At 59.9% G+C, this 18,995-nt stretch carries 21 protein-coding genes; 2 read left to right on the forward strand and 19 right to left on the reverse strand.

The window, feature by feature from the left end:
* Positions 1 to 205: 205 nt before the first annotated feature.
* Positions 206 to 1,381, reverse strand: coding sequence for a hypothetical protein (locus BN871_RS00610; RefSeq protein ID WP_048743701.1), 1,176 nt, complete (start codon positions 1,379 to 1,381; stop codon positions 206 to 208).
* Between the two features lie 359 nt (positions 1,382 to 1,740).
* Between BN871_RS00610 and BN871_RS28125 the strand changes: the two genes are divergently transcribed.
* Complete coding sequence (locus BN871_RS28125) at positions 1,741 to 1,914, forward strand: hypothetical protein (RefSeq protein WP_021880166.1); 174 nt, start codon at positions 1,741 to 1,743, stop codon at positions 1,912 to 1,914.
* 64 nt (positions 1,915 to 1,978) lie between these two features.
* Here BN871_RS28125 and BN871_RS00615 read toward each other — a convergent pair whose 3' ends face one another.
* The 9 genes from BN871_RS00615 to BN871_RS00650 all read right to left on the reverse strand — a co-directional run bounded on the left by BN871_RS00615 (position 1,979) and on the right by BN871_RS00650 (position 10,221).
* A complete protein-coding gene (locus BN871_RS00615) occupies positions 1,979 to 3,169 on the reverse strand; it encodes a Ger(x)C family spore germination protein (RefSeq protein ID WP_048743703.1) in 1,191 nt (396 codons plus the stop codon).
* Positions 3,170 to 3,185: 16 nt separating this feature from the next.
* Entirely contained in the window at positions 3,186 to 4,268 is a 1,083-nt protein-coding gene (locus BN871_RS00620; RefSeq protein ID WP_053086920.1) for a GerAB/ArcD/ProY family transporter, read from the reverse strand.
* Between the two features lie 18 nt (positions 4,269 to 4,286).
* Positions 4,287 to 5,792: a spore germination protein gene (locus tag BN871_RS00625; RefSeq protein ID WP_048743705.1), complete on the reverse strand. Its 1,506-nt coding sequence runs from the start codon at positions 5,790 to 5,792 to the stop codon at positions 4,287 to 4,289.
* A complete protein-coding gene (locus BN871_RS29545) occupies positions 5,789 to 5,923 on the reverse strand; it encodes a hypothetical protein (protein WP_269745398.1) in 135 nt (44 codons plus the stop codon). The genes BN871_RS00625 and BN871_RS29545 overlap by 4 nt, the downstream gene beginning before the upstream one ends.
* Positions 5,924 to 6,070: 147 nt before the next feature.
* Positions 6,071 to 6,868, reverse strand: coding sequence for an undecaprenyl-diphosphate phosphatase (locus BN871_RS00630; protein ID WP_021880169.1), 798 nt, complete (start codon positions 6,866 to 6,868; stop codon positions 6,071 to 6,073).
* A 69-nt stretch (positions 6,869 to 6,937) separates the two neighbouring features.
* Positions 6,938 to 7,297, reverse strand: a complete 360-nt coding sequence (locus tag BN871_RS00635) for a Lin0512 family protein (RefSeq protein WP_048743710.1) — start codon at positions 7,295 to 7,297, stop codon at positions 6,938 to 6,940.
* A 108-nt stretch (positions 7,298 to 7,405) separates the two neighbouring features.
* Positions 7,406 to 8,554, reverse strand: a complete 1,149-nt coding sequence (locus BN871_RS00640) for a DUF3900 domain-containing protein (protein ID WP_048743713.1) — start codon at positions 8,552 to 8,554, stop codon at positions 7,406 to 7,408.
* Positions 8,544 to 9,089: a hypothetical protein gene (locus BN871_RS00645; protein WP_048743715.1), complete on the reverse strand. Its 546-nt coding sequence runs from the start codon at positions 9,087 to 9,089 to the stop codon at positions 8,544 to 8,546. The genes BN871_RS00640 and BN871_RS00645 overlap by 11 nt, the downstream gene beginning before the upstream one ends.
* A complete protein-coding gene (locus tag BN871_RS00650; RefSeq protein WP_048743716.1) occupies positions 9,079 to 10,221 on the reverse strand; it encodes a glycosyltransferase in 1,143 nt (380 codons plus the stop codon). The genes BN871_RS00645 and BN871_RS00650 overlap by 11 nt, the downstream gene beginning before the upstream one ends.
* Positions 10,222 to 10,376: 155 nt before the next feature.
* On the opposite strand from BN871_RS00650, the gene BN871_RS00655 reads away from it, so the two are divergent.
* Positions 10,377 to 11,876, forward strand: coding sequence for an NAD(P)/FAD-dependent oxidoreductase (locus tag BN871_RS00655; RefSeq protein WP_048743717.1), 1,500 nt, complete (start codon positions 10,377 to 10,379; stop codon positions 11,874 to 11,876).
* 183 nt (positions 11,877 to 12,059) lie between these two features.
* Here the strand turns inward: BN871_RS00655 and BN871_RS00660 are convergent, their stop codons facing one another.
* The 9 genes from BN871_RS00660 to BN871_RS00700 form a co-directional block, all read right to left on the reverse strand.
* Positions 12,060 to 12,245 (reverse strand): hypothetical protein, encoded by a 186-nt coding sequence (locus BN871_RS00660; protein ID WP_021880173.1) that lies wholly within the window; start codon positions 12,243 to 12,245, stop codon positions 12,060 to 12,062.
* A 187-nt stretch (positions 12,246 to 12,432) separates the two neighbouring features.
* A complete protein-coding gene (locus BN871_RS00665; protein WP_083436164.1) occupies positions 12,433 to 12,867 on the reverse strand; it encodes a GNAT family N-acetyltransferase in 435 nt (144 codons plus the stop codon).
* A gap of 230 nt (positions 12,868 to 13,097) precedes the next feature.
* On the reverse strand, positions 13,098 to 13,499 hold the full coding sequence (mnhG, locus tag BN871_RS00670; protein ID WP_021880175.1) for a monovalent cation/H(+) antiporter subunit G: 402 nt from the start codon (positions 13,497 to 13,499) through the stop codon (positions 13,098 to 13,100).
* A complete protein-coding gene (locus BN871_RS00675; protein ID WP_021880176.1) occupies positions 13,492 to 13,767 on the reverse strand; it encodes a Na(+)/H(+) antiporter subunit F1 in 276 nt (91 codons plus the stop codon). The genes mnhG and BN871_RS00675 overlap by 8 nt, the downstream gene beginning before the upstream one ends.
* On the reverse strand, positions 13,764 to 14,243 hold the full coding sequence (locus tag BN871_RS00680; RefSeq protein ID WP_048743720.1) for a Na+/H+ antiporter subunit E: 480 nt from the start codon (positions 14,241 to 14,243) through the stop codon (positions 13,764 to 13,766). Before BN871_RS00680 ends, BN871_RS00675 begins: the two co-directional genes overlap by 4 nt.
* Positions 14,243 to 15,727 (reverse strand): Na+/H+ antiporter subunit D, encoded by a 1,485-nt coding sequence (locus BN871_RS00685; RefSeq protein WP_021882177.1) that lies wholly within the window; start codon positions 15,725 to 15,727, stop codon positions 14,243 to 14,245. The genes BN871_RS00680 and BN871_RS00685 overlap by 1 nt, the downstream gene beginning before the upstream one ends.
* Complete coding sequence (locus BN871_RS00690; RefSeq protein WP_021882178.1) at positions 15,720 to 16,058, reverse strand: Na(+)/H(+) antiporter subunit C; 339 nt, start codon at positions 16,056 to 16,058, stop codon at positions 15,720 to 15,722. The genes BN871_RS00685 and BN871_RS00690 overlap by 8 nt, the downstream gene beginning before the upstream one ends.
* The gene (locus BN871_RS29820) at positions 16,059 to 16,463 is read right to left on the reverse strand and encodes a Na(+)/H(+) antiporter subunit B (RefSeq protein WP_048743724.1); all 405 of its coding nucleotides are present in this window, start codon (positions 16,461 to 16,463) and stop codon (positions 16,059 to 16,061) included.
* Positions 16,421 to 18,907 (reverse strand): Na+/H+ antiporter subunit A, encoded by a 2,487-nt coding sequence (locus tag BN871_RS00700; RefSeq protein ID WP_332310193.1) that lies wholly within the window; start codon positions 18,905 to 18,907, stop codon positions 16,421 to 16,423. Before BN871_RS00700 ends, BN871_RS29820 begins: the two co-directional genes overlap by 43 nt.
* Between the last annotated feature and the right edge of the window lie 88 nt (positions 18,908 to 18,995).

An 18,995-nucleotide genomic window follows, 5' to 3' on the forward strand; every position in this document is an offset into this window, starting at 1 on the left:
CGCTCGTGCCGTGGGCGCTCATTCCGGCGGCGGCGATTTGCGGCGTGAGCCCGTTCGAGCTCGCCCGCCGCAATCTGAAGCCGGTGCTGATCGGACTCGCCGTTACGACGGTCGCAGCGATCTTTCTGCTGTAGGTTTGCAGCCCGCTGAACGACAAAAGCCTGAGGCCCTCTAAGGGCTTCAGGCTTTTCTTTCTTTCAATGCTTCACTGCAAGGATGGCTTTGCCGCCACTCCGATCGTTTTGGTCCAGCTTTTGCCGCTGTCCTTGGTGGAGTAGACCGCCGTCCCGCTGTCGCCGTCGACGGTGATCCAGCCGATGGCGGGGCTTGCAAAGCTGATCGCAGCTCCTCCGAATCCCGGCAGCATGCCGCCGCTGCTCCAGGTCCTGCCTCCATCCGGGGAGCGGCCGATGCCGACCTTGCCTGCCGCAGGCGAATAGCCCGACAGTATGGCCGTGGCGCCGATCAGCTTCAGCTCGCCGGGATGCCCTCCCGGAGAAGCGGGCCCCATGCCGGTGACGGCTTCTCCTTCGCCGGGGGCGTGTCCGCCTCCGGCCGTATTTTGCCCGATCGTCCGGATCCATGTCGATCCCGAATCCGAGGAAGCATACAGCGAGTACGATTGCTGCGACATGCCCGCCCCACCCATGAGCATCGCCCAAACGGCTTGCCCCGACACGCGCACGACGCCTCCGCTCGCCTCTTCCGACGGGGCCGACAGCTTCGTGGTCCAGCTCTTGCCCCCGTCCAGCGTCTGCTCCAGCCGGTATCCCTTGGATGGATCGACGACGATCGCCCAGCCGGTGTTGCGGCTGGAGAATTCAGCTCCCCGCGTGTTCGGAGGCGTCGGAATTCGGCTCCAGCTGACCCCTCCATCCGACGTATAGTAGGAAAAGGCGCGGCTGTACCCGAATCCGCGCGAAGCGTCCAGGAACCGTATGCGCTCGAGATCAGCCGTTTCCGGCTTGAGCTTCTCCCATGTGGATCCGCCGTCGGCCGTCCTGATCAGCGCGTTCGGTCCGGACGCCGCGGATCGGGCCAGCGCCCATCCGGTCGTATTGGACACGAAATCCATCTGCGAGAACTGCCATGTTCCTTGATAGATCGACTGCCAGTTGCAGCCGCCGTCGGAGGTGCCGATCAGAAACCCGTTGCCCGCAGCCCTTCCGGTCGTCGGATTCAGGAAGTCGAGAGTCGAGAAGCGGAAGCTCCCGCCTCCTGCAGGCTCGCCGGAGAAAATGCCGTGGTCTCCGTCCGTGCAGCCGGGAGCCGCCGCTTCGGCCAAGCCGGGTTTGCCCAGGCTGCCGATAGGACCGGCTGAAGCCAGAAGAACGCCGATAATGGCGGCAGAAGCAATGAAAGAGCGTTGGATTGATTTCATGACTGAGTGACCTCTCCTTGTCGCGACCCTGTTCTCAGGGTGTGGTTGATGGCGGCAGCATTTCGTTCCCGAACGGGCTTCGCCTGATATCGTAAATAACGCGATTTGAAGCCGACATGTTGCATTTCCAACCGAACAATCTCTTCAATTTCCGCACGCAAGTCGGGGTCTACGGCCCGGCGGCGATGCTTCTTTTTACCCCCATGCTGCCTGATGAACAACGTTTTGCTCGAAGTGTTGCCAGGCTTTCCTGGCGAAACGGCAATCCTTCGGCTGCAAGAGGTTCAGTTCTTTCGTTTTCCGCCTCGTCCAATCGGTTAATGAGCACATATCCCACCGAAGATCAAGGAGGAACAACGATGAATAAAAAACTGCTCGCTACTGCCGTCGGCGCCGGAGTCACCTACTTGATGCGCAACAAGCCCGCCCGCGACAAATTGTTCAGCACCGTCAAATCATTGGCTTCCGGAGCAGCGGCCAGCCGTCCCGCAGCAACGGGTACGGCCAAGCCGCTGAACGAAACGACCAAGTAATCCAAGCACGCAGGCAGCCGGCCATCCATTGCGATGGCCGGCTGTTTTGCCGTTCGGAAACAAGCTAAGACAGCTCTGAAGCTCCGTGCCCCGCGAGATGGATCCGCACACGCACTTCCACATCCGCCGCCGAAAAATGCTCGTCCCAATGCTCCTGGACCTTCTTCCATGTCCGAGGCATTCTCCTGCGCACCGTTTCATGAAATTCGAGCGGATCGGCATGGTAGCGGCTCTGCAGCTGATCCAGCAACGATTCGATGTTCTGTTTCACTTCCTCCTCCAGCTTCCTCTCCATGCCTCGATAATAGGCATCCGAATACTTGCCCACCGCCGTCTGCCTCCAATCCTCCATGATTTCTCCGTCCCCCTCGACGTCCACCAGGAAATGAAACCGTCCGTTGCTTTCTTTGGCCGCAATCGAGCTTTGAATCGACCCGATTTCCATATCGATCGGCACATTGGACAAGTTCCTTCCGAGCTTGAGCACGCCGCCTCTGCGGTTTCCTCCCCGGATCCAGGATGCGGCCTCAAGCTCCTGGTCGCTCAAATACCCGGCGATCTTCCCCGATTCACCCTTGACGATCGCCGCTCCTCTATATTCAAGTTCGCTGTCCGACTTGACGACTGTCTGGAGCAGAAAGCTTTTTTTGGATCTCAGCATGCTGAGAAGCTCGTAGGACTGGACCGGCGGAAGGATTTTATTGCTGCGGAACCGGTTGCGGACCGTCTCCGGAATCTGGAAGCCGGGAATGTCCGTCTGGCTGTCCGATTCGAGCGTTTTGCCCGCCTCTCCTCTGCTGATCAGGATAAGCGGGCTGAGACGGATATCGTTGTCGCGGAAATAAAAGTCGAGAAACGAGGCGATATCATACCGCTTGGCCAACGCATCGCTGATGATGATGACCTTGAGATGATGTCCCAGAGGAGGCGTGCTGATTCTCTTCGCCAGCTCCCTCACGTTGCCGAATACAGACTCCCCGGTCTGCGAAATATTCCTGTACGGCCTCGTGCTCAGCTCCTCGCTCGTGGATCCCCCGATCCTGCCCACCTGTCCCGGAATGATCAATTGAAACGTATTCGTGATATAATCCCGGGCATGCCGATCCGGATTGACGGCATCCAGTCCGCGCTCGACCTTCGTCGGATGAGGCAGATCCAGAGCGACGGCGATCTGCAGGCTCTGGGTTTCGATTTCCTTGTTGCTCCAGCATCCGGAAGGAAGAAGCATCCATGCCGCCAGTACTGCGGCTTGCATGTATCGCCGGCTCCGCTCATGACTGCGCATGCTTGATCCCCTTGAGGGCCGCTATGCCAAGCAGGATGACCGCAATAACTAGAATGAAGCCGGTTCCCGCCATGGAAAGCAAGTCCCAGATTTTGAACACATCCTCGATCGCTGCCGGCAGCACGTTGATCAGAAACAGGAACGGCAGCTGAATAAACACGGCGGTGCGGTACGGAATCCGGAACAGCTGCGACAAGCCCAGGCTGGAGGCATAGTAGGAAAGAGCATACGTGGAAAAGAACTTCATGATCCATATTGCCAGGATGAGCGATTCATAACGTTCGAAGAGCAGTCCGGGAAGCTCGAAGCTCCGCATCAGATCGATCGTCGGCCAGGTTCTGGCCGTCACGCCGTCGATCGAGAAGGTGCCGACCGTCATGACGCAGTCGATCAGATAGAACAAGGTCACCACTCCGACCGCCACCGCGAAAGCTTTGCCGGCAGACTTCGGCTTCTGCATGAAGGCGACGAGGATGAGCATGATTTCAGGTCCGGAAAAAGCGAAAGCCGTCGCTTTCATCCCTTTCAGAACGGGAAGCGGACCCTGCCCCATCACAGGCAGCAGCCGATGCAGATCCACGACATGCACGCTGAGCATCATGACCGCCAGGAAAATGAGTCCCGTAATGGGGAAAATAACATCGAAGGCCCGCGAGATCGGCTGGATGCCGCCAAGGACAAGGTAAGCTCCCACCCACAGAAACGGCATGACGATCGCCCAGCCGGGAGTACCCTCCAGCAGGAATTTGGATGTGATTTCCTGAAGCGACCTCGCCTCAAGAGCCGAGATGACCATGAAATAGACCACCATAACCGTTCCGAAAAAACAAGCCGGCCATCTGCCGATGAGCTTCCCGGCGTATTGGTAGACCGTCTCTCCCGGAAACAGCCCGCTGAGCCGCGAGAGAATCAAGCCGAAAACCAGGGAAAGAAGGCCGCTAAGCAGGACGCAGATCCAAATATCCGGCGTGCCGGCTTCTTGGACAGCCGTTCTCGGCAGGACCAGAATGGCGGTAGCAAGCATATAGTTGATGATCAGCACCGCTGTCTGGGGCATAGTCAGCTTCAACGTCCTCAGCTCCTTTCTTCAGCCGTTATCTTCGCGGAATTCATTTTGGGGAGATAGAAAGGAAGGCCGCTTGCGAAGCAGAGGCAATGGGAGCCGCAGCAGCAGATCCTTCCAATCTCTAGGCCTGTAAGGGACTAGCGGGCTCAAATAAGGCACGCCGAAGCTTTCCAGCCTCGCCAAATGCGCAAGCAGCAGCAAAATGAACAGAACGACGCCGTACAGCCCGAAGGTAGCTGCGCAGATCATGGCCGCGAACCTGAGAATCCGGAGCGTGATGCCGGCGCTGTATTGCGGAATGACAAACGAGGATATGGCTGTAATGGCAACGACGATGACGAGGATCGGACTGACGATTCCGGCCTGGACTGCGGCATCCCCGATGATCAGGCCGCCGACGATGCCCATCGCCGGACCGATCGGCTTGGGCAGCCTTAGTCCCGCTTCCCGCAGAATCTCGATGGAAACTTCCATGATCAGCGTTTCAATCAACGATGGAAACGGCACTCCCTGCCTGGCTCCGATGATCGACAGCGCCAGCTTGGTCGGAATCAGGCCGGGATGGAAGGAAGTGAAGGCGATATAGAGAGCCGGCGTCAGCAAGCAGATGACGACAGAGGCGAACCGGAGCAGCCGGATCAGGGAGCCCGGAAGCCAGCGGTCGTAATAATCTTCCGGAGATTGAATCAGCATGCTGAACGTCGCCGGCGCCAGCAAGGCAAACGGCGTTCCGTCGAGCAGGATGCCTACTCTTCCTTCCAGAATGCCCGCAATGACGCGGTCCGGCCTTTCGGTATTCTGGATCTGCTGGAACGGGCTCAGGAAATTATCCTCCACGAGCTGCTCCACGTAACCCGATTCCGGCAGATGGTCGATATCGATCGCCGCAATCCTTTTCTTCACTTCCTCGACGAGGCCAGCGCGCACGATATCGGTCATGTACACGATCATGACCTCTTTGCGGATTTCACGTCCGACCGTCATTTTCTCCATCGCCATATTCGGCGCCTCGCCGGCTGAACGCAGCAGCGCCGTGTTGAGCTGGAGCGATTCGCAGAAGCCGATCCGCGGGCCGCGCAGCACGGCCTCGGAGATCGGCTCCTCCAGGCTCCGCGTCTGGTCCTTGACCGTCTCCAGCAGCAAAGCCTGGGACAGGCCGTCCATCAGCAAGGCCGTGCTTCCGGAACGGATCCGGTTCAGGATCAAGGCGTAATCATCGGACCAAGCCGCTCCGATGATGGACGGCAGTGTCCGCCTTACCGCGAGCTCGACGTTCTCGATGCTCCCTTCATCGGAAGTCGGATCGCCCAGCTTGCTGAGGAGCAGCATATCGATCGCCTTCAGATCGGCCAAGCCGTCTACGTACGCCAGGCATGCTTCCCGGCCGTGGCTGATCGTGAACGCCCGGAGCTTGATATCCGCGTTGGTCTCCATGCTCTTCCTGATCAGAGCCATATTGTGGACATAGCTTCCCGACCAGGAAGATTCCACGCCGGCAGGCGCCGATCCGCCGGATTCCCGGCTCATCGCTTCGTCCCTCCCCTGCGAGCCGCTTGCGCATAACCTGCCAGAATGGATATTCCCCATGGAACGGCAATGGCCGCTGCCGCTTCGCCCAGCAGAGCCCAGTCCAGAATCGAATTCCACTGAATGGTCATACGGCAGCCTCCTTAGCGGATGAGATGAGATCGGCTCTAGTCTCCCCTCCCGGTTTCCATTTATTCCAAGACAAAAAGACCGGTTCCTGTGAGGAACCGGCCGGGCAATGGATGAGATCGATGATGCTGGCCTGTCATTTCGCCGTGTTACAGGACGACGAACAGGAAGAAAACCGCCGCAAGAGCAAAGCGGTAATAAGCGAACCAGCTCAGCTTGAGTTTCTTGATCAGGTTGATGAACGTGGTCACCGCTATGAGGCCGACAATGAAGGAGACGACCAGGCCGACTGCGAACAGGCCGTAATCCTCCGGCACGAGCAGGTCGCGGCTCTTGATGAGATCGACGCCGGTAGCGCCGATCATCATCGGCACCGACAGAATGAAGGTGAAGTCGGCAGCGGCCTTTTGGCTCGTGCCCATGAAGATGCCGCCGGAAATCGTCGAGCCCGAACGGGAAAAGCCGGACCAGAGGGCGAGAATCTGGAAGATCCCGATTCCGAAGGCTTGCTTGTACGTAATGTCGTCCACCGTTTCGGCGGAAGGAAGGCGGCCTTTCTGGTACCGTTCGGCGAAAATCATGAGAATGCCGCCGACAATCAAAGCGACAAGAACCGATTTGTAATTGAACAGGTAATCCTTTATGAATCCATGCAGCAGGACGCCTAGAATGCCTGCCGGAATCATGCCGAGAATGATATGGATCAGGTTGAGGCCGGAGTTTTTGGAAAAGTCGAATTTGAGGAAGCCGACGAAACGCTTGAAATAAAGGACAAACACGGCCAGCACGGCTCCGAGCTGGACGACGACCTCGAACACCGTGGCCCGTTCGCCGACGAAATCGAGCAGCTTGGCGGCCAGAATCATGTGGCCGGTCGACGATACGGGTATGAACTCCGTCAAGCCTTCAATAATGCCCAATATGATTGCTTTGATATAATCCAAAATATCCGCTCCCCTAACTTCTTATGTATGGCTACGGCCGGCAGCGCCAGGCTCGGGCTGCCGCCTCCGCCTTCAGTAACCCGCTTCGACGGACGCAAGCACGACATAGATCAGATCGTTCACGTCCTGCTTGTCTTCCAGCACGATGCCGCTGGACGTGACCATGCCTCCGGCCACGACCTCGAAGGAAACTTCCCCGTAGGGAAGCTCCGCGCGAACGGCTTCCAGATCCAGCTTCTCTTCGTCGCAAGGCACGGCCAGCCGCACCCTCACCTTCATATTCTCCAGCTTGCCTTCCGGCAGCACGGTGCGGATGCCGGGCATGGAATTGCGGTGGATCGCATCCTGCACAGCCCTTACCGCAGCCTTGGTCACGTTCTGTCCATGCAGATCCGTTCCCATGCCGAGCTCGATGAACATTACTTGCCGCATGAATTCTCTCCTCCCAATCGATTCAGATCGCTGTCCGATGTCCGGATGACTCCTCCTGCTTGCCTGGAGCGGATGGATATACCGGAAGCTTATGGAGCTGCCGCAAGCTTACCAGGGGACGTCGTCTTCCTCCGCAGAGGCGGCCGCCTCGCTCTGTCCGGTCGCGTCGCCGCCTTGAGGAACGGCAGTCCCGCTCTCCTCCGCGCCGATTACTTTCATCACTTCCTCAAGCTCCGGCGGATGGATGAGCTCGACGGGCGAAATTCCGCGCTCGAACTGGAAGAAGTCTCCTTCCAGGACGGCTACGTAACGGCCGTTGTGACGGGCGAAATGCAGCGATTTGCCGAAGTCGGACAGCAGTCCCTTGACCTGGACTCCGCCAAGCTTGAAGCTGAGCGCGAGATCCTCCTTCTGCTCCACGAGAACGGCCGAAGCGGCGAATACCTGCTCCGGCGTCCATCTTTCCAGCAGCTCGCGCTTGTCCGACGCGGCCCAGATCTCGACCGCCTCTTCCTCTTCCTTGCGCAGATGGCCTTGATCATCCTGCCACTTTTCCTCCATGTATTGCTGCACCATTTCGAGCACCTGCTCGCCCATCACCTCGGGAAGCGGACGCTCATAGCTGACGAACTTCAGGAAATCCTCGAAATATCTCGCATGCGAGGCCTGGTGAAGCTTGACCTCCCAGGAATCCATCATCCCCTCCTCCGGCATATGCGGGTAGAGGATCGATTTCATGCTGCGCGCGCTGATGGCCATCTCCACGGTGGAGATCAAGCTTCTCTCGTCCGCAATGCGGGCTATTTTCGGTTCGAAGTCGCATTTCAGGATGAACAGGAACGGCTGGTCGAACAGCTTGGACAGCGTCGCCTGAACCGCGATGAGCGCGCCGCCCCGGACTGCCGAAGTATCCATGTAGATGCGGACAAGCTCGTCGGCTATGCTGTGGAACCGCTCGGCATCCTCGGCGCTGCGCAGCCGCTGCAGCAGATTGTAGTCGGGATTGCTGTCCAGCTCGTACCCCGGCTCGACGCGGAAGCGTCCGATCTTGGTCGGCACGGATTCCGAAGCGGGGTTGCGCTCCGCCTTGCGCTTGACGATCCGGGCGAATTCGCCGATGAGGAAGTCCTTGAGCGGACTGTCCTCGTAATCTTCTCCGTCCATCGTCTGGAAATGCTTGAACCGCTTGCCGCTGTCCGTGCTCTCCCCGTCCGTCTGGATGACGAAGAAGCTCAAAAACTGCACATCAAATTCCATGGTCTCCGGGCAGCTCCTTCGCGCTGTATTGGTCTGTCCTATTAGGATAGCACAACCTTTCCCGGCGCGACATGACTTTCAGCAGCCGGGCCCGGTTGTAGCGCTGCACGAGAATGCAAGGCAGATTGGCCGCGATCGTATAGGCCGCCATGATCGCCATGCCGAGTCCATTGTTCCAGACGGCGAACAGCGGAAGCGGCAGGAACATCAGCCAATGCGTCAGCTCGCCGCGCCGCGTCTCGGCAGCGAAGCGCCGGAGGTAATCGCGATCGGCGGACAGCAGCCGCTTCTTGGCGAAGCCGCTCCGGATCCAGCTTCCCCCGTCCGGAAGCCTGTCCTTCCATTTGTGGATGCCGAGCTTCCTCTCATACCAGCGCCCGTCCTTCTCGAACGGCAGCAGCCGCGTCAAGCCGGCATCCTTGTCGTACCGCTGCCAGGGACGCCTCAGCGCGGAAGCCACGGAGCAGGCATGCAGCAGGACCAGGACGCCTGCGTCCAGCAATATCGTAGCCGTCGTTCCGGGCTCAAGCCACATCGATATCCCTGCCTTTCCACGATACGCGCCGCCTGACGAAGGAACGATAGAGGCCGTATGCGAATACGCCGCAGAAGTAAGCCAAGGCGAGCGGATAGAGAGCATACGTCCAGGCGACGAACGATCCCGCCAGCCGGAACGCCCTGCGGCAGGTCCATGCGGCCAAGGCGTACAGCAAAAGGCAGGCCGTCAGCTCAGCGGCTTGCGGTTGTCCGGAAACAGCCTTCGCGGCGGCCGACATAGCTCCGATCGCGGCGCCCGACAGCCCCGATATCCATAGGATCGTCAGCGCCAGCATGCGCATCTGCGCGGATGCCGCGCCGAGCGCGATGCTCTTGGCCCAGCCCGCCGCAATCGTCTTCAAGCCGCCCTCATACATGCGGAACGAAAGCCCGCTCCCGCCTGCGTAGGCCCGGCAAGGCAATCCTGCCGACCGGAAACGCGCCGCAAGGCGATCGTTCTCCAGCACCTCGCCCCGTATCGACGCGTGGCCTCCTGCCATCATATACTCTTCCCGGCTGCAGAACAGGCATGGTCCGAACGAGCCCTCCCGGCCGCGCCGCGCTACCGGGGAGAAGCGTCCGGAGCCGGCCAGCACGGCCGCATTGAAAAAGGCGGAGAAATGCTCCGCAGCGCTCCCGATCCGGTGATACGGCTGCACGGTGACGCAGCCGCCGTCAGCGGCGGCTTCCGACAGCATCCGCAGCAGATGCGGCGCTGGCCGCACATCCGCATCCAGGAACAGCAGACGGCTTCCGACAGCCGCGTCCGCTCCGCGGGCGCATGCCCAGGCTTTGCCCTGCCAGCCGGCCGGCAGACGGCCGGCTTCGACCAGAGTGACGCCCCGAGAGACGGCGCTCTGCCGTGTCCCATCGGACGATCCGTCATCGACGACAATGATTTCCATTGGAGCCGGTACCATCGACTGCAGCAGCGGAAGCAGCTGCTTGAGGTTGGCTTCCTCATCACGCGCAGGCACGATGACGCTGATCTCCATTTCGGTTGACGAGCCAGCGCTTGCAAAGGTTTTGCTCCCGAAACGATCCAGGCTGTTCCTGCCGCCTCTCCCCCAGCCGATCAGCAGCAGGCCGCTTCCGATGAGCAGCCCCTGCCAGATCCATCCCATCCACATGCAGATCTCCTCCTTGCCGGTATTCTCGAAATCTTTGAAAGCTCCCCCGTATCGAGAGAGAGAATACGGTCCACAATGGTTATAAATGGTATATAAACCGGATGTTAGCCAGTATCGACGGTTTCGGCATCCCTAATCCAAGGAGGAAAGAGCAAATGAGCAAAAACATCATCATCGTCGGAGGCGGCCTGGCCGGACTGTCGGCAGCGATCCGGCTGAGCGCTGACGGCCATCAGGTTACGGTGCTGGAGAAAAACGAGCGTGCGGGCGGCAAGCTGAATATCCGTTCCGGACTGGGGTATTCCTTCGATACAGGACCGTCCATCCTGACGATGCCCTGGACGCTTGAGAGACTGTTCGCCTCCGCCGGACGCAATCTGCATGATTATATCGACATCCAGAGAATAGAGCCCCAGTGGCGCGGAATATACGAGGACGGCAAGGTGCTGGATCTTGTCGGCGATCTGCCTTCGATGCTGGACAGCATCGCGGAGCTGTCCCCGCAGGACCGTGAAAGCTTCCTGTCGTTCCTCGACTACTCGAGAAAGCAGTACGATCTCAGCATGAAAAGCTTTTACAGCCGCTCCCTGAGCGGTCTGTCCGATCTCAGGCAGCAGCATTCCCTCAAGGAGCTGCTCTCGATGGATCCGATGAAGTCGATGGCGCAGGTTACGGAGAGCTACTTGAAGCATCCGCATCTGCGGCAAATCTTCCAATTTTTCGCGATGTATGTCGGCTCTTCCCCTTACGCGGCGCCTGCCGTGCTCTCCCAGCTCGTCTACGTGCAGATGGGCCTCGGCATCTACTTCGTCACTGGCGGCATGTACGGAATCGCGCAGGCCGAGCTCAAGCTGCTGAACGAGCTTGGAGCCGAAGTGCGCACCGGAGCGGAAGTCGTCCGCATCCTCGATTCCAACGGAGCGGCGGTCGGAGTGGAGCTGGCCGGCGGAGAAAAGCTTGAGGCCGATCTCGTCGTCTGCAATCTGGAAGCGATCCCGGCGCACAGCTCCCTTCTGGCGCAAGCTCCCGGCAGCCGGCGCGCCGCCGAGAAGCTCGTCAAATACGAGCCGTCCGTATCCGGCCATGTGCTGCTGCTCGGCGTGGACCGCAGCTACGAGGCGTTCAAGCATCACAACTTCTTCTTCTCCCGCGATCCCGAGCGGGAATTCCGCGACATGTTCGTCGACAGGATGCCGACGGACGATCCGACCGTCTACGTTGGAATATCGTCCAAGTCGGATTCCAGCCAGGCTCCGGAAGGCTGCGAGAACTGGTTCGTGCTGACGCATGTGCCGCCGCTCGCCGAGGGAGAGAGCTGGGAGCAGCATCGCGAGCGCTATCGCGGCCTCGTGCTCGACAAGCTGGAGCGGATGGGCGCGGAAGGCCTGCGCGGTCATATCGTCTACGAAGAGCAGTTCATCCCCGACGACCTGCGCAGCCTGTACGGGGCGAACGGCGGCTCCATCTACGGCACGGTCACCGACCGGAAGCTGAACGGCGGATTCAAGATTCCGAGCCGCAGCGCGGTGCTCGAAGGGCTGTATTTCGTCGGCGGCTCGACCCACCCCGGCGGCGGCGTGCCGATGGTCACGCTGAGCGGACAGCTGACGGCCGATCTCATCCGCGAGGATCTCGCCCGCTATGAGGCGATGTAGAGCGTCTCGATACGAAATGGATTGAGGCTGCATTCGGATGACGGCAGCCCTTGAAATTCCATGAGCAGCAGGCATGGAATCGCCTTGCAGACAAAAGCCCGCTTGTCGGACCATCCGGTCCGCAAGCGGGCTTGTTGCGCGGGAGAGCCCCATTCACGCTCCGGCCAGGCAGGCTCCGGCCGTTCAAAGCTTCCATTTGCGGCCGTATTTGATCTGGGGCCGGTTATCCGCTTCCTCGATATACATCCAGCCGAGGTGGATGCCGAGCAGAAGCAGGAACAGGCCTCCCAAATACAAGCCGAACGGGCCGAGCAAAATCAGAACATATGTGCATAGCAATACCGCTACACGCCCGAAGAGCGCTATCATCGATTCAACTCTCCCATCACTACAACAGGCAGCAATGAGGCATATTTTACCATACCTGCTATTGTTTCTCTATGCATGCTTTTTTTTTAATCAGAAAATGGTCTTCCATTCCAGCGAGCGCTCGATATGGATTCTAGATCCGATCTCGACCTGTTCCTGCATGCCGTAATCTCTCGCCCCCATTTTTTCATAAAAAAAAGCGCGCCGGGTTGCCTTCCAACACCCATACATGCAAAGTGAGGTAGCCGAGATCCTGCAGCCTTCCCCGCATCGTGCGGAACAGCTCCGTTCCCCATCCCGCTCCTTGGTACGCCTTCAGCAAATAAAGCACGTACAGCTCCGCGCTGCCTTCCTCCGCCATGTCCCGGCTTTTGCCTGCTTTGAGAAATCCGACGATCTTTCCCTCGCCGTTCTCCAGCACAAGCGTACAGGAGCCTGCATCGGGAGCGGCCAGAGCCCTTTCCCACATGTCTTGTCTCGGGCCGGTCTCCATCGCCTGCAAATAGGCCGGATCGACAATGTCCTTGTACGTCGTCTGCCAGCTGCTGACTTGAACGCCGGCTATTCCTGCCTCATCGCCCGGCTTCGCGTCGCGGATGCTCATCAGCGCTTCGGATTCCATTCCCGCATCCCCCGCAAGTTTTTTTCCCACTCTACCATAACTGGACGAGGAGGGAAAGTCTTCCCACCCCCCCGGCGCGGAACAGGGTTGATTTCTTCCTTGAACGTCAGAATGAAAAGTACCGAACCTCCTGGTCTTCCCCCTGTCAAGCAGACAAATGAAAAAAGCCGACTGCGGCAGTCGGCTTGTATAGGCAGGCAGCTACGCTGCTGAACGGACAAGAAACCCCTTCAATCCGCCTCCGAGCGGCGGATGAGCTCCGTTCTTTTCGATTCGGCTTCCTCGCGCTCCTTTTTCAAGGCGGCCTTGAGATCGTCGCGCACGCTTCTGTCCCACATGCCTACACCGGTCCGGTATGCGGCGCGCGCATTCAAATGGCCCGCCACCGGCCCCGTGAGGAAGACAAACACGATGCCGAGCAGCAGCTTGATGCTGAACTGCCCTTGCACGGCCGCGAAATACAGGAAAGCCCCGGTCAGGATGAACAGGACGCCGAGCGTGGCGCTCTTGGTAGCGGCATGCGATCGGAGGTACACATCCGGCAGGCGGATGAGGCCGAAGGCGCTGAACAGGCTGATGATGGCGCCGAACAGCACCATGAGGCCCGATGCGGCGGACCAGAAGTCATTCATCCTCCATCACCGCTCCTCTCTCGATGTATCTCGCAAAAGCCGTCGTGCCGATGAAGGTGACGATTCCGATGACCAGAATGATGTCGAAGTAGGCCGACGTTCCCTCCAGCATCCCCAGCACGGCGATCATCGACAGCAGCAGGATGCCGATCGTATCCAGCGCGGCGATCCGGTCCGATATCGACGGACCCTTGAGCAGCCGGTACATGCAGCCGGCCGCAGCCAGGGACAGCAGCGCCAGCGAGATTTCAAGCATAGGGTTCATCATGTTCTCGTCACCTCCATGATCGCTTTTTCAAAGGTGCTGCGGATCTGCTCCTTCAGCTGCTCGGCGTCCCCGATATCGATGGCATGGATATACAGCACCCGGCTGTCATCCGATACGTCCAGCGTCAGCGTGCCCGGTGTCAGGCAGATGAGGCAGGCGAGCAGAGTCAGCTCCCAGCTCGTCTTCAGCTCCGTGTCGATCGCGACAATGCCGGGACGCATGTCCAGTCGCGGCTTCACGATCTGATAGAGCACCTTGAAGCTGGAGGAAAACAGCTCGCGGATGAAGATGCCCAGCAGCCTGATTACGGCCAGCACCTTGCGCAGATAGAATTCCTTCTTGAGGAAGCGGTTCAGGACGGCGATGAACAGCAGGCCGAGGCCGTAACCCGCCAGAAACCTCGGAAAGGTCAAGTCGTTGTACAGAAACATCCAGAGAAACGCAATGATGAGGTTGATCAGAAATTGGGATGCCATCAGACCGGCTCCTTCAATACGGCTTCAATATATTTCGATGGATCGGACAGCGTGCCGGCGGCGGCGCTGGCGGCCTGATAGATCCACTCCGAGCCGAGCCCCATCAGCACGACGATGGCGCAGAGCGCTCCTGCCAGGACGACATGGCCGCGCAGCGGGACGGCGGCGGCAGCCGGCTGTTCCTTGGCTTCTCCGAAAAAAACATCCATGAACAAGCGGATCAGCGTGTACAGAACGATCAAGCTCGAGGCCAGCGAGATGGCTGTCAGCACGAAGCTGTCCCCCTGCAGGCCTCCTTTCACAAGCAGCAGCTTGCCTCCGAAGCCGCTGAGCGGCGGTATCCCGGCAATCGCGAGCGCGGCCGTGAAGAACATCCAGCCGATCCAGGGCTGGCTGCGGATGAGTCCGCCCAGCCTTGCCGCCTTGTCGGTTCCGCGTGCCTGGAGGATGAGGCCGGCCAGCAGGAAGAGCAGAGCCTTGGCAGCCATGTCGTGGAGCAGGTAGAATACGACGCCTTCCAGAGCCGGGCGGTTCGAGACCGACAGTCCGAAGGCGATGAAGCCGATGCTGATGACGATGTTGTAGTTCAGCACCGACAGCAGGTTCCGGTAGGCCAGGGCGCCGGCGGCGCCAAGCGCCATCGTCGCTCCTGCCATCCAGCCGATCCAGGCATGGGTAATGGCCGGATCGTTCGGGAATACAAGCGTGAACGTGCGGACGAGCGCGTACAGCCCGACCTTGGTGAGCAGGGCGCCGAACAGCGCCGCGACGGCCATCGGCGGCGCGCTGTAGGAGCCGGGCAGCCAGAAGAACAGGAACAGGCCCGCCTTGAGCGAGAAGACGACGAGGAAAAAGACGGCGATGACATTCAGAATCCCCCCCTGCCCGGCCGCTGCGACCTTCACCGACAGATCCGCCATATTGAGCGTTCCCGCAACGCCGTACAAGTAAGCGACCGCCGCCACGAACAGCGTCGAGGAGATGATGTTGACGAGAACGTATTTGATCGTCTCCCGAATCTGGATCTTCGTTCCGCCGAGCACGAGGAGCGCATAAGAGGAAATGAGCATCACCTCGAAGCAGACGAACAGATTGAACAGATCCCCGGTCAGGAACGAGCCGTTGACTCCGGCAAGAAGCAGATGGAAGAACGGATAGAAGTAAAATCTCTCCCGCTCCTTCCCTACCGTGCCGAAGGCGTACAGGAGGCAGAACGAGGACACCAGCGTCGCCGCAGCCGCAAGCAGCGCGGCGAAGGGGTCGGCGACGAAGACGATGCCGTAGGGCGGCATCCAGCCTCCCATGTTCAGCGTCTGCGTGCCGGAGCGCAGCACCTGAGCCAGGAGCAGGCCGCAAGCCAGCAGCGTCGCTCCCATGCCGGCGGCGCCGGCAGCCCGCTGGATTCGGACCTTCTCCTTGAAGAAGAAGAGAATGATGGCTGTGCACAAAGGAAAAAGCAGCGGCAGAACGACGAGGTTATTCATGCTCCCGCCCCCTCAGCTGTTCCATGTCGTCGGTGCCGAGCTTCTTGTAGGCCTGATAGGCAAGGACGAAAAACAAGGATGTCACCCCGAAGCTGATGACGATGGAGGTGAGGATGAGCGCCTGCGGCAGCGGATCGGTATACCGCTCCGCTCCTTCTCCGAGCAGAGGGGCGGAGCCCGCCTTGAGCCTGGACATCGTCAGCAGCAGCAGATGCACTCCATGCGTAAGCAGCGAGGTTCCGAGCACGATGCGCAAAAGGCTTTTGGACAAGATGAGATAGACGCCGACGGCGAACAGGATGCCGACGGCTAAAGACATGAACAGCTCCATTTACTTGTCCCTCCCGATGGCTAGGATGATGGTCATGGTGATGCCGACGACGGTCATGTAGACGCCGAGATCGAAGATTACTGCTGTCGCCAGCTCGTTTTTGCCGAAGACGGGCAGGTCTGCATAGCCGAACGTATGGCTCAGGAAAGGGACGCCAAGCACGATCGAGCCGACACCTGTGAGGACGGCCACTCCGATGCCGGCCGCTGCCAGCAGGCGGAAATCGACCGGTATCGCATCGCGCACCGTCTTGATTCCGAACGCCATGGAGAGCAGCACAAGCGCGGAAGACGTCATCAGAGCTCCGATGAAGCCTCCTCCAGGCTCGTGATGGCCTGCGAACAGCAAATAGAGCGAGAAGGTCAGGATGATGAAGATGATGACCTTGGCCAGCGTGCGCAGGATGACGTCATTGCTGCGGACGTCCTCGTAGACGAGGCGGAATTCCTTCTCCCTGACCGTTCCCTTCCGCCGCTCTTCCGGGGCAGGCGGAGGGTGATCAAGGCGTAGATTGCAAAAGCGGCCACGCCGAGCACGACGATCTCCAGCATCGTATCGAAGCCCCGGAAGTCGACCAGAATGACGTTGACGACGTTTTTGCCCCCGGCCAGCCGATAGCTTTCCTTGAGGTAATAGTCCGAGATCGATTCGAAGGAGCGTCCGCTGAATGCCGCGAGGGCGATCAGCGTCATGACGGCCCCGACTCCCAGCGCGATGATGAAGTTGGGCAGCCGGAACCGCAGCGATTCCCGGTCTCTCTTCAAGGCCGGCAGATGATAGAAGCAGAGCAGGAACAGCGTGACCGATACCGTCTCGACGATGATCTGCGTGAGGGCGAGATCCGGCGCGCGGAAGACGACAAAGAAGAGGACGACCATGTAGCCGACCGCACCGGTCAGGATGATCGCCATCAGCCTCGATCTGGCGAACGGCACGGCGGCGGCGGCGGCGATGAGAGCGGTCAGGATGACCGCTTCATAGACCGTCATCGGCGCCAGTCCCTGCAAGGAAATCGCAACTCCTCCCGTCGCGGCTGCTGTGGCGGTCAGGGCCAGGATGAGGAACCCGAACAAGTACATCGTGTAATGCCGAAGCGAACCGGTCATATAGAGCGATGTCAGCCGGCGTCCTGCCCGGTCCACACCTCCGAGAATCCCTCCATACAGTCCGTTCAGGCTTATTGGCGCAGGCAGCGGATCGCGGAGCAGCGCCGCTTTGCGCTGGAGGAAGAAGATTCCCGCGCCGAGCGCGAAGACGCCGGCAGTCATCCATACTTCCGCGGTAAGGCCATGCCAGAGCGTGAAATGCAGCTCCGCTTCCGCCGCTGCGGGATGAATCGACGCGAGAGCCGGAGCGACGAGCGGAGACGCCGTCAAGCCTGGGGCGAGGCCGAGCAGCAGCGCCGCCGCCCCGAGCACGGCAGGCGGAAGCAGCAAGCCGGCAGGAGCTTCATGCGGGCGCCGGTCCGGATCCCCGCTCTCCCGGCCGCCGAACGTGCGGACAATGAACCGCACGCTGTAGGCAAATGTGAACACGCTGCCGAGCCAGGCGATGAGCGGCACGAGAACGACTGGAGTCCTCAGCGGCAAGCCGTGCCTCCAGGCGTCCAGCGCGGAGGCGAAGAACAGCTCCTTGCTGATATAACCGCCGAATGGCGGTACCCCCGCCATGGACAGCGCCCCCAGAAGCGAAATCGTGAAGGTGACCGGCATCAGAGCCATCAGTCCCCCCAGCTTGCGGATATCCCTCGTTCCCGTCTCGTGGTCGACGATGCCGACAGCCATGAACAGCGTTCCCTTGAAGGCGGCATGGTTGACCAGATGCAGGATAGCGGCGGCAAGAGCCGCTGCGGAGAGCATCGATTCCAGCCCTCCTTCCGATCCGGAATGGACCGATCCGAGCCCGATCAACGCCATGATGAGGCCGAGCTGGCTGATCGTCGAATAGGCGAGCAGCGCCTTGAGATCGGTCTGCTTGAACGCACGGAACGAACCGTAAAAGAGCGTGATCAGGCCGGCTCCGATCAGCATGGAGTACCAGACCGCCTGCCCGGCGAAGACCGGCGTCATGCGGGCAGCCAGGTACAAGCCTGCCTTGACCATCGTCGCGGAGTGCAGATAGGCGCTTACCGGAGTCGGAGCTTCCATGGCATCCGGCAGCCAGATATGGAAAGGGAACTGGGCCGACTTGGTGAACGCCCCGAGCAGAATGAGCAGCATGGCCGGGACGAACAAGGAATGTCCCGGAAGCTCGGGAGCGAGAGCGATGATTTTCCGGATGCTGAACGTGTCCGTCTGCAGGTACAGCAGCAGGAAGCCGGCCAGCATGGACAATCCGCCCAGCACGGTGATCAGCATGGATTTCATCGCCCCGTCGCGGGACTGCGGCCGATGATGCCAGAAGGCGATGAGCAGGAACGACGATACGCTGGTCAATTCCCAGAACGCATACAGCGCGATGAGATGATCGGACAGCACGACGCCGAGCATGGCTCCCATGAACAGCAGCAGGCAGACATAAAAGCGGGTTACCGCTTCCTTGTTCCTGTCGAGATAAAACACCGAATACAAGGTGACGAGCACCCCGATGCCCCCGATGAGAAGCGCGAACAGCAGGCCGAGGCCGTCGACCGCCAGATCGAGCCGGATATCCAGCGAAGGCATCCATGGCATGGAGACCTCGACGGCCGTCCCCCCGCTCACTTCCGGGAGCAGCGAAGCAAAATAGACCAGCAGCAGAGCTGGCGCAGGCAGCGCAAGCCAGCCGGCATGGACGCGTCCGAACAGGCGGGACAGCAGCGGCAGCAAGGCGGCCAGCAGAAAAGGGAAAAAGACGACGATGAAGATCAACTGCTTACCTCCTCTTGCGGACTTCGTTCTCTACCAATGGTTCCCAATCGCAGGCCAAAGTAATTGCATTTCTTGTTACATACCCGAA

This window comes from Paenibacillus sp. P22, assembly GCF_000469945.2.
Classification (GTDB): Bacteria; Bacillota; Bacilli; order Paenibacillales; family Paenibacillaceae; genus Paenibacillus_O; species Paenibacillus_O humicus.